The organism is Oceanisphaera sp. IT1-181, assembly GCF_033807535.1.
In the GTDB taxonomy this organism is placed as follows: domain Bacteria; phylum Pseudomonadota; class Gammaproteobacteria; order Enterobacterales; family Aeromonadaceae; genus Oceanimonas.
Window position 1 is genome coordinate 256,741 of record NZ_CP136856.1, and the last position, 14,956, is coordinate 271,696.

At 50.9% G+C, this 14,956-nt stretch carries 10 protein-coding genes; 7 read left to right on the forward strand and 3 right to left on the reverse strand.

Features of this window, described 5'->3' with window-relative positions; translation table 11 throughout:
• Positions 1-259: 259 nt before the first annotated feature.
• On the forward strand, positions 260-2,272 hold the full coding sequence (gene rep, locus R0134_RS01205; protein ID WP_319783096.1) for a DNA helicase Rep: 2,013 nt from the start codon (positions 260-262) through the stop codon (positions 2,270-2,272).
• A gap of 147 nt (positions 2,273-2,419) precedes the next feature.
• Here the strand turns inward: rep and R0134_RS01210 are convergent, their stop codons facing one another.
• The gene (locus R0134_RS01210; protein ID WP_319783097.1) at positions 2,420-2,854 is read right to left on the reverse strand and encodes a c-type cytochrome; all 435 of its coding nucleotides are present in this window, start codon (positions 2,852-2,854) and stop codon (positions 2,420-2,422) included.
• 247 nt (positions 2,855-3,101) lie between these two features.
• Here R0134_RS01210 and R0134_RS01215 point away from each other — a divergent pair, with 247 nt between their 5' ends.
• Both R0134_RS01215 and R0134_RS01220 read left to right on the forward strand, forming a co-directional pair.
• Entirely contained in the window at positions 3,102-3,638 is a 537-nt protein-coding gene (locus R0134_RS01215) for a MarR family transcriptional regulator (RefSeq protein ID WP_319783098.1), read from the forward strand.
• A 173-nt stretch (positions 3,639-3,811) separates the two neighbouring features.
• Positions 3,812-4,438: a glutathione S-transferase family protein gene (locus R0134_RS01220; protein WP_319783099.1), complete on the forward strand. Its 627-nt coding sequence runs from the start codon at positions 3,812-3,814 to the stop codon at positions 4,436-4,438.
• A gap of 96 nt (positions 4,439-4,534) precedes the next feature.
• On the opposite strand, the gene R0134_RS01225 is transcribed toward R0134_RS01220, so the two are convergent.
• On the reverse strand, positions 4,535-5,446 hold the full coding sequence (locus R0134_RS01225) for a DMT family transporter (protein ID WP_319783100.1): 912 nt from the start codon (positions 5,444-5,446) through the stop codon (positions 4,535-4,537).
• Positions 5,447-5,610: 164 nt separating this feature from the next.
• On the opposite strand from R0134_RS01225, the gene sbcD reads away from it, so the two are divergent.
• Both sbcD and R0134_RS01235 read left to right on the forward strand, forming a co-directional pair.
• Positions 5,611-6,864 carry an exonuclease subunit SbcD gene (gene sbcD, locus R0134_RS01230; protein ID WP_319783101.1) on the forward strand — a complete coding sequence of 418 codons (1,254 nt, stop codon included), beginning with the start codon at positions 5,611-5,613 and terminating at the stop codon, positions 6,862-6,864.
• A complete protein-coding gene (locus tag R0134_RS01235) occupies positions 6,861-10,292 on the forward strand; it encodes an AAA family ATPase (RefSeq protein ID WP_319783102.1) in 3,432 nt (1,143 codons plus the stop codon). The genes sbcD and R0134_RS01235 overlap by 4 nt, the downstream gene beginning before the upstream one ends.
• A gap of 200 nt (positions 10,293-10,492) precedes the next feature.
• On the opposite strand, the gene R0134_RS01240 is transcribed toward R0134_RS01235, so the two are convergent.
• Positions 10,493-11,953 (reverse strand): DUF3360 family protein, encoded by a 1,461-nt coding sequence (locus R0134_RS01240; protein WP_319783103.1) that lies wholly within the window; start codon positions 11,951-11,953, stop codon positions 10,493-10,495.
• A 413-nt stretch (positions 11,954-12,366) separates the two neighbouring features.
• Here R0134_RS01240 and R0134_RS01245 point away from each other — a divergent pair, with 413 nt between their 5' ends.
• Positions 12,367-13,047 carry a glutathione S-transferase gene (locus R0134_RS01245; RefSeq protein ID WP_319783104.1) on the forward strand — a complete coding sequence of 227 codons (681 nt, stop codon included), beginning with the start codon at positions 12,367-12,369 and terminating at the stop codon, positions 13,045-13,047.
• A 72-nt stretch (positions 13,048-13,119) separates the two neighbouring features.
• Positions 13,120-14,391: a mechanosensitive ion channel family protein gene (locus tag R0134_RS01250; RefSeq protein WP_413641440.1), complete on the forward strand. Its 1,272-nt coding sequence runs from the start codon at positions 13,120-13,122 to the stop codon at positions 14,389-14,391.
• The last annotated feature ends 565 nt before the right edge of the window (positions 14,392-14,956 follow it).

Consider the following 14,956-nt stretch of genomic DNA (forward strand, 5'->3'; position numbering starts at 1 on the left):
GATCGAAAAAATACCAAGGATCTTATTAGTAAGGGCATGTCCTAGAGACTTCTAGCCTATCATTTCAGCTGCCTTTTAGATCTTACCAGTAATGATCCCTTTCAGATCTGATCTCTATTTTTCTGTGGGTTCCGTGAATTCCGTTGCAAAAAATCTTTAAGCCCTTTGTCTAGCTCGGCGCTAGGTTTCTGGCGGCACCTTTCCCCAACGGCTGCTAACCGTTAGAATACGGACCCTATTTTACTGTCGGAATGCCCATATGAAATTAAATCCAGCCCAAGACGAAGCCGTGCATTTTATTGGTGGCCCTTGCCTAGTGCTGGCGGGCGCCGGCAGTGGTAAAACCCGCGTAATTACCAATAAAATCGCCTATCTGGTCCGTAAATGTGACTATAAAGCGCGAAATATCGCCGCCGTGACCTTTACCAATAAAGCCGCTCGCGAGATGAAAGAGCGGGTGCTACAAACCTTAAGCAAGAGCGAAGCGCGCGGACTTATGGTGTCGACTTTTCACAGTTTAGGACTAGATATCATCCGCCGAGAGCATAAGACGCTGAACTTAAAGGCCGGTTTTTCGCTGTTTGACGATCAAGATCAGCTGGCGCTGTTAAAGGATCTGACGGATCAAGAATTAGACGGGGATAAGGAAGCACTGAGTCGATTAGTGAGTACCATTTCTAACTGGAAAAACGATCTGGTATTGCCCGCGCGAGCCGCACGGATCGCTCAAGATCCGGAGCAGGTGCTGTTTGCCCAGTGTTATGAGCGTTATCAGCGCCAAATGAAGGCCTACAACGCGCTGGATTTTGATGACTTGATCCTAATGCCCACCTTATTGCTGAAAACCAATGAGCAGGTTCGTCAATTCTGGCAAAACAAAATTCGCTACTTGTTGGTGGATGAATACCAAGATACCAACGCCAGCCAATATGAGTTGGTCAAATTGTTAGCCGGTGAGCGGGCGCGCTTTACCGTGGTGGGTGATGACGATCAGTCTATTTATTCGTGGCGCGGTGCACGGCCGCAAAACTTGGTGTTGCTTAAAGATGATTATCCGCAGCTAAAAGTGATCATGTTAGAGCAAAACTATCGCTCCCGTGGCCAAATCTTGCAGTGCGCCAATATCTTAATTGCCAATAACCCCCATGTATTTGAAAAGAAGCTGTTTTCTGAAATGGAATATGCCGCCTCGGTGCGGGTACTGTTTGCCAAAAATGAAGAGCATGAAGCGGAGCGGGTGGTAGCCGAGATCATGGGCCATAAATTTATGAACGGCAGTCGCTTTGGTGACTATGCGATTCTTTACCGTGGCAATCATCAGTCGCGCTTGCTAGAAAAACAGCTGATGACTAACCGGATTCCGTACAAAATTAGCGGCGGCACTTCGTTTTTCTCGCGCAGTGAAATTAAAGACATCATGGCCTATCTGCGCTTGTTGGTGAATCCGGATGACGACAACGCCTTTTTGCGAGTAGTGAATACGCCGCGCCGTGAAATTGGCCCCACTAGTCTCGAAAAACTGGGTAATTACGCCAATAATCGTGGTAAAAGCCTGTTTGCCGCCAGTTTTGAGGTGGGCCTAGAACAAACTCTAGATGGTCGCGGCTTGGCCGCTTTGCGCGCCTTTACCAACTGGCTGGTGCGCCGCGGTGAAGAAGCAGCCCGTGGCAATGCAGTAGAAGCGGTGCGCGACATGATCAAAGATATTAACTACGAAGAATGGTTATACGACAGCTCGCCCAGCCCCCGCGCCGCCGAAATGCGCATGAAAAACGTGTCAACGCTGTTTAAATGGGTCAGCCAGATGCTAGAAGGCTCGGATGAAGACGAAGCCATGACTCTGCCAGAAGTGGTAATCCGCTTGACGCTGCGCGACATGATGGAGCGCGGTGAAGATGAAGACGACGGCGAGCAAGTGCAATTAATGACGCTGCATTCGTCTAAAGGTTTGGAGTTTCCCTTCGTGTTTATGGTGGGCATGGAAGAGGGCTTATTGCCCCACCAAAGCAGCATAGATGAAGACAATATCGAGGAAGAACGCCGCTTAGCTTATGTGGGCATTACCCGCGCTCAGCAAGCATTGACTTTTACCTTGTGTCGCGAACGTCGTCAATATGGCGAGCAGTTGCGTCCCGAACCAAGCCGCTTCTTATTAGAATTACCACAACAAGATCTCGACTGGGAGCATAATCGCAAGCCGCCTAGCGAAACCGAGCGTATGGAAAAAGGCCAATCTGCCATTGCTGATATACGGGCGATGTTTAATAAGTGATCGTGAAGCGTGAATAGTGAGGGAGAAAACCCTACAGATTCGGTGTTTTGCGCTTTACGCTTTACTCCTCACGTTTCACCCTTCACGAATAACAAAAAAAGCCGCATTCAGCGGCTTTTTATTTATTCCTAACGCACAGCTTAATGCTTAGATAGCATCCAGCATGTAATCAACGGCGTTAGTAATTTCTTCATCTGAGCAATTGCCACAGGCACCACGTGCTGGCATGGCGTTAAAGCCTTCCAACGCATGTGTAATCAGAGTATCGCGGCCTTTGGCAACGTGTGATGCCCACTGTTCCGCATTGCCTTTAATCGGCGCTCCGGCGGCACCCGTGCCGTGGCAGGCAGAGCAATTAGCCGTGTAGACTGCTTCACCACTGCGTGGCTCTGCGGGTTCACCGCTGTCATCGGCGGCGACTGTGTCGACAATGCCTTCCAGATCGGCAGCCGTGTACACGCTGCCTACCGGCTTAGTGCGCGCGTCTATGGCTTCAGGCGACATATCATTGGCGGCGTAAGCCATGCCACTTAAAGCAGCAGCGGCAACGCCAGCAAGCAAGAGTTTTTTTAACAGGCTCACCTTTTTATTCTCCCAGTTGGCTTATCTAGTTCCATTGAATCTCGTAAAACCCGCCGAGTATACCGCAAGTGTCGCGGTCGTTAAACGGCCATAGCGCTTGTTAGGCCGCTTAAACTGGGGATTTTTTGTATATAAAGAAGGCAATGCAAGAGGATGGAAACAAAATTCTTTATGTTACTGTCTGAGGCTATAGACTCGGAAGTGGCTGCCAATTATCAGGGAGCATCTAATAATGGATGGTACAGACATGCAGAATACTTCTTTTGGCCCAGAAGCTGACCATGAATCGGATCCGGTGCTGGACCAGATAGACCGCATTGTGGGCTTATGGCAACAAGTGCGTCCCGATCTTGAGCTTGGCAGCACAGAGGTAATTGGCCGTATCGTACGACTGGAATATTTTATTACCCGCCGCGTGTTACAAGATCTGGCTCATTATGGCTTAAACGTCGGCGAATTTGATGTGCTGGCCGCGCTACGCCGCCATCCGCCTTCTTTTCAGCTGTCGCCTAACCAGTTACAAAATATGGTGCTAATCTCATCAGGCGCGCTGACTAACCGCATTAATCGACTCGAAAGTCGCAACTTGGTCAGCCGAGCTCAAGCTGAGCACGACAAGCGTGGCGTGATAGTGACCCTGACCGAACAGGGTTTTAAGGTTGTAGAAGAAGCGGTGCGCCATCATTTGGCTGCTGAAGCCGAGGTAGCCAATGTGCTGAGCGCGGCCGAACAACAGCAGCTCAGTACTTTGCTAAAGAAAATGCTGGTCGCAATAGAAGACTGAGCTTAAGCGCAGTTTTTGTGGATATTTGAAAAATGCGTGTCCTAATATCGCTAATTACCCTTTTCCGGTTGATAATCAAATGAGTCGCATCCTAAGGCTCGGATCGAATGTGGAATAAATGTGTAATATAAGTGCAGTTCGACCGAGCCAAGGGCCATCTAGGAGATGATTGAATGAAGTTATATTACAGGCCGGGTACTTGTTCACTTGCCGCTCATATCGCACTTGCTTGGTTAGGTTTACCCTATGAGCTAGAAGTCGCGAATACGCGGGATCCCGAATTCACCAAGATTAATTACTTAGGCACAGTGCCGGTGTTATTCACCGCCGAAATGGGCGCCCTTTACCAAAGCAGTGCTATTTTACGTTATTTGTCTCGCTTGCCTGAGGGTGAGCATTTGGGGCCCGGTCAAGATCCGGTAATGCAGGCGCAATGTGATTATTGGTTGAGCTTTTTAAACGCCGATCTTTATCGCGCTTTTGCTCCCTATTTTAATCCAGAAAAATACACCACAGACACCAGCTCTGAGGCGAAGAAAGCCATTAAAGCCGCCGTGCCGGCGCAGATTGCGCCTTTGCTAGAGCGTATGGATAGTCATCTGGCGAGTCGTGATTGTTATTTAGAAGATGAGTTAGGCATAGTGGATGCGTGTGCCTTTGTGTATTGCTATTGGGCGCTCAAAGTTTTGGGTAATGGCTTAAAGGACTACCCGAATGTGGATCGTCACTTTGCTACCATGATGCAGGACCCGCAGGTACAAGCGGTGATGGCAGTAGAAGGGCTGACGGTAGCGTCTTGAGCCTGAATTTTTAATAAAGTTTAGTGCTTACTATTAATCAAGCCGCCTGCATTGGGCGGCTTGATTGTTTTTGTTCATGTCTCACGGCACTTACAGCTAATGCCTGGCCACGATTAATGCAGCCCCGATAACGGTAATGGCCGCCCCCAGCCAAGCGCCGGAGGCCGGGCGTTGTTTGGTTAACAACCACAACAAGGGCAATACCAATACCGGACTGACCGAGCTGAGCATGGCCACCATGCCCACTTCGCCATGGCGCAAAGCCACTAAAATCAAGGTCATGCCCACGCCCATCGCTAACAGGGCATTCATCGCCACCATACCAAAAATAGGCCAGTTAATGCGCTGCAGCGGCTTGGCGACCGACCAACCGCACCACAATAAAAATAGGTGGGCGAAAAATGCCGTGCTCATGCGCACCGCCGAGGCAGACACCGGATCTACCGACGCTAACTCATCCATCATTACCGGCTTCATCATCAAGGTGGCAATCGACTGACAGAGCGCGGCTAATAACCCTAAGGCGATACCTATCCAAGGGCGGCCATTATCTTGCTCCCACGCATGAGTGTCACCGGTGCGTTTGCCCATAAAAATCGCCGTCATCACACCGCCCACTAATAGTAAGCAGCCAATCAAGGTCCAGTCGGCAATTATCTCGCCAAAAATCAAATACGCCAACAGCGCTGAAAACAGCGCGTGGGTGGCAAATAATACGCTGGCGCGCCTAGGCCCTAAGCGGTTCATGGCGGCAAATAGCGCGGTGTCACCAATAAAAATACCGATTAACCCAGACGCAGCCATGATACTGAGGCTGTTACTGCTCAGGCTGCTCCAACCGCCTGTGATTAAGGCCGCCGCCCACAGCATTAGGCTGACGCAAAACATCCGCCAACGTGAAAAGGCAAAGGCTCCCAAATGGCGCGCCGCATGGGCCGACAATAAGCTGGCCACGGCCCAGCAGGCAGCGGCAGCCAGCGCTAAATAATCATAAGAAAAGCCTGTCATCGCAAACTATCAACCCTGTAAAAGAGCATGCACCGTTACTCATACCGAGACGTATGGGTGAGCAAAGGCGCAGTTTAACAAGTTTTGCGCACCTGCAAAGCTGATTTGCCAGCCTGCGCCTGAGCGGGTCTAATAGTGCTTCACGTCTTAGCATAAGAGCAGCCATGCGTATCTTGCACACTTCCGATTGGCATTTAGGCCAGCATTTTATGGGTAAAACCCGCCTTGAAGAACATCAGGCCTTTTTGCGTTGGCTGGTTGAGCAAGTACAAAGCCAAGCCGTGGATGCGGTGCTGGTGGCGGGGGATGTGTTTGATACCGGCACGCCGCCCAGTTATGCCCGCGAGCTGTATAACGACTTTATCGTCGAGTTACAGCAAACGGGCGCGCAGTTGGTGATTTTGGGTGGTAATCACGACTCGGTGGCCATGCTAAATGAGTCGCGCGGCTTACTCGGCTGCTTAAATGTGCAAGTGATCCCAGGCGTATTGGCGGACATAGAGCATCAGGTGCTCACGCTCTATAAGGGCGATGGTGAGCCGGGGGCCGTGTTGTGTGCCGTGCCTTTTATTCGCGCCCGAGAAGTCATGAGTAGTGAATCTGGCCAAAGCGCGAGTGATAAGCAACAGAGCTTACAACAAGCCATAGCTGCGCATTATCAGCAACTGTTTGAGCGGGCCGAGAAACTTAGTCAAAATCACGAAGCAGCCCATGGCCGCCGCTTGCCCATTATTGGCACTGGGCATTTAACGACAGTGGGAGCTAGCAGCAGCGATTCGGTACGGGAAATTTACATCGGCACCTTGGATGCCTTTCCGGCCAATGCGTTTCCGCCGCTCGATTATTTGGCGCTGGGTCATATCCATAGGCCACAAAAAGTGGGTGGCCATGAGCATATGCGCTATTGCGGCTCGCCGATTGCCTTAAGCTTCGATGAGGTGGGCCAGCAAAAGGAAGTGTTGTTGGTGGATCTTGATGAAAACGGCTTAAGTGCTATTACGCCATTAGCGGTGCCGATTTTTCAGCCGCTGGCTCGAGTAAAAGGCAACTTGGTAGAATTGGCCACGGCCATGCAAGCCGTAGCTGTCGAGCACACAGCCTTGAGCCAAACCGACTTATGTCAGACAAAAAATGTCTGGCTAGAAGTGACGGTGGCCGAAGACGATTATTTAACGGACTTACAGCCCAGAGTCGAGCAATTAGCCGAGGGCTTGGCGTTGGAAATTTTATTGGTACGGCGCCAGCGCTCAGCTCAGCAAGCGACCTTAACGGCGGATGCGCGCATCACGCTTAGCGAGCTCTCGCCACTGCAGGTCTTTGAGCGGCGTTTGGCAGCAGAGGAGCTGGCGCCTGAACGGGAGTTGGCGTTGCAGTCTTTATATCAAACGTTATTGGTTGAGCGGGAGCAAGAAGCATGAAAATCCTCAGCTTACGGCTAAAAAATCTCAACTCCTTAAAAGGCGAGTGGAAAATTGATTTTAGAGAGCCACCATTTCGTGACAGTGGCCTGTTCGCCATTATCGGCCCTACCGGTGCCGGAAAAACCACTTTGCTCGATGCTATTTGTTTAGCCCTGTATCACGAAACGCCGCGTATGAAGTCGGTGTCTGCCAGCAGTAATGAGCTGATGACCCGCCATACTGCAGATTGCTTGGCAGAGGTGGAATTTGAAATTAAAGGCCAAGGTTATCGGGCTTTTTGGAGCCAGCGCCGCTCTCGTGACCAACTTACCGGCAAGCTGCAAGCGCCTAAGGTGGAGCTGGCGAGGCTGGATGGCACTATTCTCACCACTAAAATTCAAGACAAGCTGCGTTTAACCGAACAATTGAGCGGCTTGGATTTCGGCCGTTTCACTAAATCTATGCTGCTGGCGCAGGGGGGCTTTGCTGCCTTCTTGCATGCGAATGCCAATGAGCGCGCCGAATTACTGGAAGAGCTCACCGGCACTGATATTTATGCCCAATTATCGCGCCGCGTATTTGAACAAACCCGCGAGCAGCAAGCTGCGTTGAATGAGCTTAAGGCGCGTGCTCAAGGCATGGAGTTGCTGGATGACGCTGAGCGCCAGCAAGTGCAAGCAGACATGGCAGCCGCCGAGCTTGAATTAGCACAGCAATATAAAATATTAGAGCAAACTCAAACTAGCTTGCAACGCATTACCACCTACCAAACGGCCCTGCAGCAACAAGCTCAAGCCGAGCAAACGCTGCAGACGGAAAACTTGGCTTGGCAGAGCCAAGACGCTGCGCGCCAGCAATTAAGCCAAGCGGTACCGGCGAATCGTTTACTGCCTCATTGGCAACAATGGCAAGATGCCCGCACTCGGGTACAAAGCTTTGCCCATCAATTAAGCCAAGAACAGGCGGAGCAAGAGCTGCTTAATAAGCAGAGCCAGCAGCTGTGCTGGCAGGCACTACAAGTGAGCAGCCAACTGACTCAACAGCTGACTCTTGCCGAGCAACGGCTGAGTGAAGAACAAACTCAATTAAGCCAACAAATGGCGGTTAATCCCGTAGCGGAACGGCTGGGTGAATACTTGGCGGGTTGGCGCGAACAAATTCAGGGCAACACCAAAGAGCAGGCCAGTTTATCCCGTGGGCAAGCAGCCCAAGCCAAGTTGCAAATGAAACGCGACACACTTGAAAAGCAGCGTCAGCAAACTCATTTACAGGTAACGGACGCGGAGCAACAATTAGCGCAGGCTAATCAAGCTCACAATCTACAACAGCAACAATTGGCGCAATTGTTAGCCGGTCAATCATTGCCTGAGCTTCGTCAAAAGTTACAAATCCTCAGTCAGCAGCAAGGGCAATGGAGTCAAGTACGCCAGTTGTGGATACAGCAGGAGAAGCAGCAAAATACTCATGCTGATCTCAAGGACACACTGGCCCTCCAAGAGCCAGAATTGGCGAAACTGGAGCTGCAATTAACCCAATCGCGCGCAGAATATAAAAGTCTACAAGAACAGATCCGCGATAAAGAAAAGCTGCTGGAGCAAGAACAACGCATTCGTGCACTGGAAGCACACCGAGCCAGACTGCAACCCGATGAAGCCTGCCCTTTATGTGGCAGTGAAAGCCACCCGGCCATTGCGGCTTATCAGGCGCTCGATGATGCCACGGCTCTTAGTCTGGCCGAAAAGCAGCAAGAGCGCGCCGAACGCGAGCAACAAGGCCAGCAATTAAGCCAAGCTTTTGCTAAACGCCAAGCAGAAGTGGAGCAGGGGCAGCGACAAGTGCAGGCCCAGGCCGCTGAGCTTATAGAGTTGCAGCTACAGCTGAGTACTTTGTTAACGGCATTACAGATTACTGCCATCGATCCTGCATCCCAGCAAGCGGAGCTGGAGCAGCGCCAGCAACAGCTGCAAGCGCTAACAAGCAAATGTAGTCAGTTGGAGCAACAACAAGAGGCGGTGTACCGCTACCAAGAGCAAGTTCAGCAAGCCGAACAGGCGCTAGTAGGATTACAAACCCAACACGGTTTACAGAGCCAAGAGCTGCACTCTTTAAGCGAGCAAATAGGCCAACAGCAACAGCAGTTAACTGAGCAACAAGCGTTAGTGACTCATCAAGAAACGACGCTTGCGGCTTCACTGGTTGAGCTTAACTGGACAGTACCCAGTGATTGGACCGCCTGGTTGGCGGATTGTGAGCAGCAATGGAAAGCTTGGAAAGATCAACAAGCGCGCGGTCAGCAGCTTACCGCTGAGCGCCAGCAGTTGGCAGGGCAAGTACAGCAAGCGCATACCGAGCAAGTTCTGTGGCAAAGCCGTTGGTCGGCGCTTGCCATTCCAGACTTAGCTGCAATGAGCGATGCCAGTGCAGAGCTGGGCTTATTGACCGAGCTGACTGGGTTATCCGAGCAGTGGCAAGCTAGCCAACAGCAACTACAGCAAAAAACGGCACGCCTCGATACCTTGCATCAGCAAGCGGTTGAGTATAAGGCTGAGCTGCAAAGCCGAGCGCTTGCTTGGCAACAGCAGTTAGCAGAGAGCAATTTTAGCGATGAAGCCGCCTTGTTGGCAGCACGTTTGAGTGAGTCAGAGTTTGAGCGTTTAGCGCAAACGCAGCGCCAGCTTGAACAAACCCTGCACCGAGCACAAACGCTGTGTGAGCAGGCTACGCAAGCGGCAGATGCAGCCAAGCTGGCATTAGGCGAGCTGGATCCCGCTGCGCAAGCTGCTTTACAAGCGCAGCTGCAACAAAGCCAAGCCGAGTTTAACGCCAAGCAACAGCAAATTGGTGGCTGGCGCACGCGGTTAGACACAGACGCGGAGCGCCGCCAGCGCCAGCAAGCTTTGTTTGCCAACATAGACGCCCAACAGCAGAGCCTGCAATTATGGGAGCAGCTAAACCATTTAATTGGCTCTGCCGATGGCGCCAAGTATCGCCGCTTTGCCCAAGGGCTAACGCTGGAGCACTTAGTGCACTTGGCCAACCAGCGCTTAGTGCGCTTACACGGTCGTTATCAATTGGCGCGCACCGCCGGCGGCGAGCTGGAATTATCGGTGATCGATACTTGGCAGGCGGACGTGGCCCGCGACACTCAAACCTTATCCGGTGGTGAAAGCTTCTTGGTCAGCTTGGCATTGGCGCTGGCGCTCTCAGACTTAGTCAGCAGCAAGACCCGCATTGATTCTTTGTTCTTGGATGAAGGCTTTGGCACCCTAGACTCGGAAACTCTAGAAGTGGCACTGGATGCATTGGATGCGCTCAATGCCAGCGGCAAGATGATAGGGGTGATCAGCCACATTGAAGCGCTAAAAGAACGAGTGCCAGTGCAAATAAAATTGAGCAAGAGCCAAGGCTTAGGCCTAAGCCGGCTGGCCCCAGAGTTTGAGGTTTAAGCCACAGCGCCGAGCGCCCCGCGCTAGGCGCCCAGCTAAATAAAGAAACGGTGTGTTTTGTAGGCGAACATTTATTCTCGCATTACGCCGCAGGCGGAACTTATTTTGCCCACGGCCTGCGACACAAGAGTACAGACGTGAAAATACCGAACTTGCGTGATCAGGTTCGGTATTTTTTTAGATCAAATTAGCCAGTTTATTTAGTGCGTAATAAGGCCTGGTATGCCGGGCAGCATGCCGACGGTGGCCATGATGGCGAGCAGAATAATAAAGGTGATACCTGGGATCACCCAGCGGTCGGTACGGCGCAGTGTTTTGCCGCGCTCTTTGTCACCGATTAAGCCTAAGTTATCGAGCAGCATGGTCAGCGACCAGCCAAATACCGGATTTACGAACGCAGAAGCAAACACTACGATACCGGCTGACTGACTACTGGTGGTGTTACGGGTCATCTGCATGCCGGCTTCCAGCAACGGCATAAACACGCCCACGATTAACGCCACTCTGAGTACCGGATCCCACACCGCTAAGTCCATGGGATAACCCCAAATGGCGGCCACGATACACATTACACCCGTTAACACGGCACCGGCTGGGATCGGACGCTTGGCAATCGCCGCCGGTATCATATAAGTGCCCCAAGAGGAGGCTAAGTTACCGCCGCCGAGTACGCTACCCACCGCTTGACGTACTGCGGCTATGCCCATGGTGTCATCCACGTTCATCAGCACCTTGGTGGCTTTTTTCGGATAGTTAAGCTCTTGGAATACGCGGTGCCCCATAAAGTCGGGCGACCACATGGCCACCGCTAATACGGCAAACGGTGCCGAGCTCACGAAGTGGTGCAGCTTAGGCCAGCCCATCTGCCAACCTGTGGTTTCTCCCCACCAATAAGCAGGGCTTAAATGAGGCATGCCCGGTTCGGTGACAAATTCAAAAGGTGCACCCAAGGCGAGGGCAATCACGAAGGCGATACCGGAGCCGAGTGGAATAGACAGCCAGCGCATTTCTAATCTAGCCAGCAAGGCATACATAATAATGGTAGTTAAAATGACTGCGAAAGCGATATAAGCCATGTCAAAACTTGCGGCCCAAGTGTTGAGCGCCTTGATTTGGCTGAGTAGGCCGATGGCACCTAAGTAAATCAGCAACCCCCCGCGCACCCCGTCACTGGTGAGGGCCATTAGTTTACTGCCGCCTTTACTGACACTGAGCAATAAACCAAAAAAGCCCACTAATAATCCCAGTGCGAGCGGATGGCCGCCCGAGGCGACGATTAGTGGGATCAGGGGGATCATGGGGCCATGGGTGCCCGCTAGATTGGCTCTGGGATTAATTAAGCCAGAAAATAAAATGACGAATAACACGGCGGCGATCAACATCTCAAAGCGGACGTTTTCCACCACAAAGGCATTCGATAGCCCTAAGGGGCCAGCAAAGGCCGCCACTACCGCCGCCACCATCACGATTTTGCCGATGGTCGCCGCCAACGCGGGCACTAGATCTTCCAGCTCGAAGCGATAATCTCTAAAGGGTAAATTTAGTCGCCACCGCTTGGGCTGCATGATCAAGAGTTCGTTTTCCAGATAGGCGGCTCGAGTCTCAAAATCGCGGCTGGGTTTATGCTGCGCGTTATAGCTTAAGGGATCTTTGTCTGACACGGGCGTCTCCTTGATGATGACCAGCTCAGTGGTGTCCTTACATCATTGGATACTAGAGAATGTTATCAAGTTGTTCTATTCGACATAAGTCTTAACCTTTATGAAACATTTGGCGAGAACGCCATACGTCTTACGCTCAAGACAAACACCGTTTTTTGTAGTCCGGCGCTTTAGCTGTTGGTTCTGCGAAGCAGAATAATTTAGTCCTAGCTCTTCACTCTTCACGCCTTACGTCTCTACAGAGCTTGGTGTTTTTACCCTTCACACCTCACGCTGTACGCCGTAAGTTTACGTTCATTTTATCCTTAACGGCCAGCGTATGGCGTAAAGCGTACCGCTGTGCCCAAGCTATTTATGGTATGGTTTTGACTATTCACGAGCTTTTATCTTATCGCACCCTCGGGAGCAGACCCATGATACAGCTACACCACCTCAATCATTCTCGCTCACAGCGCATCATCTGGATGTTAGAAGAGTTAGAGCTGAACTATGAAATAACGGCTCATCAAAGAGATACGGATACAGGGCTGGCGCCCGCGAGCTTAAAGAAAGTGCACCCGCTGGGTAAAGCACCGGTGCTGATTGATGACGATCTAAAATTGGCGGAGTCCGGCGCCATTATTGATTATCTGGCCCAAAGTTACGGGCCCCAATTACTGCCCGACAAGAACAGCACTGCCTGGTGGGACTATGTGTATTGGTTGCACTACGCAGAAGGCTCCTTAATGCCACCCTTGGTGATGCGGCTGGTATTTGACAAGGTAAAAGACGCGCCCATGCCCTTTTTTGTGCGGCCACTTATTAACAAAATAGTGGCGGGAGTAGATAAGGCATTTTTGCATCAACAAATACACACTCAGCTTAATTTTGTGGCTGATCACTTATCTTGTAATGAATGGCTGGTGGGTGACGGCTTTGGCGCAGCAGATATTCAAATGAGCTTTCCACTGGAAGCCGCTATGCACAGAGCAGAGATGGCCGACAGCTACCCCAGGTTAAAGGCATATGTGACCCGATTACAGGCCAGGCCGGCTTATCTGCGGGCACTGGAAAAAGGGGGATCTTATTTGTATGGACCCAAGGCGGCAATGTGATAGTGACAACCTGCGTACTGTGTCGATGTAATGCTGAAGGAGTGAGAAACCATAATGAATGAGGTTAACGATCTGAAAGGGCTGGTCATGCCCTGGCTAGACAAATATATTCCGCAATTTTCTGGTTTGATATATACGGCTGCCGCCCTGTTACTGATTATATTGATTTCGGCCGGCATTCATTTTTTGTTACACCGAGTAGTGATTGCCTGGGTAGGCAGCCGAGCACAGGGTAATCGCCAAATCTGGCGCCAGGCATTTTTTGAACGCAAGCTGTTCAACCGGCTGGCGCAGACCCTGCAGGGAATCATCATCCATATTCAGGCCGGGCTATGGCTCGACGGCGATGCCCTGTCGCTGCCCGTTATTCAGACGGCGGCGCATCTGTGGACCCTGCTCTATGGCCTGTTGTCGTTGTTTGCGCTGCTCGATGCCCTACTGGATATTTCTCGGCAAAAACCCGCCATCCAGAATTTTCCTTTGCGAGGCATCTTTCAGAGCATTAAGCTGATTGCCAGTATCTTTATCGGTCTGCTGATTATCTCGGCGCTGATTGGCAAGTCGCCGCTACTGTTGCTTAGTGGCCTGGGTGCCATGACGGCGATACTGATGCTGGTATTTAAAGATCCCATATTGGGATTGGTGGCGGGTATTCAGCTGTCGGCCAATAATATGCTGACCGTTGGTGACTGGTTGGATATGCCCAAATATCGTGCCAATGGTGCCGTAATCGATATCGGACTAACCACGGTCAAGGTGCAAAACTGGGATAAGACCATTACCACTATTCCCACCTATGCGCTTATTTCCGACTCTTTTATAAACTGGCGTGGCATGAGTGAGTCGGGGGGCCGTCGTCTCAAGCGCAGCCTGCTGCTCGACAGCAGTAGTGTGCACTTCTTGCAACCAGACGATATTCACCGGCTGCAACGGGCGCAAATGCTGGCGCCTTATCTGGATGAAAAGGTGCAGGAGTTAACGCAATATAACAGTAACCAACAACTGGACTTATCCTCGCTGGCCAATGGTCGCCGTTTGACCAATATAGGTACTTTTCGGGCTTACCTGGAAAGATTGCTAAAGAATCACCCCCACATTCACCAACAGATGACGCTGATGGTGCGCCAACTTGAGCAAACACCGAATGGCATACCGATTGAGATTTATGCCTTTACCAACACCACCAAATGGGTGGAGTACGAAGCCATACAAGGGGATCTCTTCGACCATATCTTTGCTGTATTGCCTGAATTTGGCTTGCGCGCCCACCAAGCACCCACCGGTTACGACCTGCGGTCTTTAGCCACCGGCCATCAAGCTCAGTCAACTCGGCTTGAGCAATAGCCGTGAATAGCTAAACCGTTAAATAGCGCAATAAAAAGGCCTTGTGGCCAATGCCAGTCAGTTCAGCTGACTGGCATTTTTTATGGCCGTGTTTCAACGGTTGGCTTAACGGCTCTAGATAATGCTGCAGCAGACTTAGATGCTTAGGCATAGGTCGTTAAACATGCACCGTGCAAGCCAACCTAGCGGGTTATGAGAAACGATGCTGGATGAAAATAGAAAGTCTGAACAGGTTAGCCATCGCAGTCGGCTCTAGCGTCAAAAATAGAGCACTAATGCGGTTGCTCTATCCGAAGTGATCTTTTTATAGAGCATGAAAAATAGCAGCAAGCTAGAGAATCATTTATTTATCTTACCTGCAAGTTTTATTCAAGACTCTATTGTGACTGTCGGAGAAAGAAGGTGCGAGATTAATCATCTCACGCTAACTTTTAGTATAAATAATAATAAAAATTAAATATTATCAAGTGTTTGCCATTATATGTTGAATTGGCAGTTAACTTAATGAGTTACCTTCTAATTTAATTTAAGAGTCAAATGGAAAGTAAGTTGTCTTAAAAGTAAG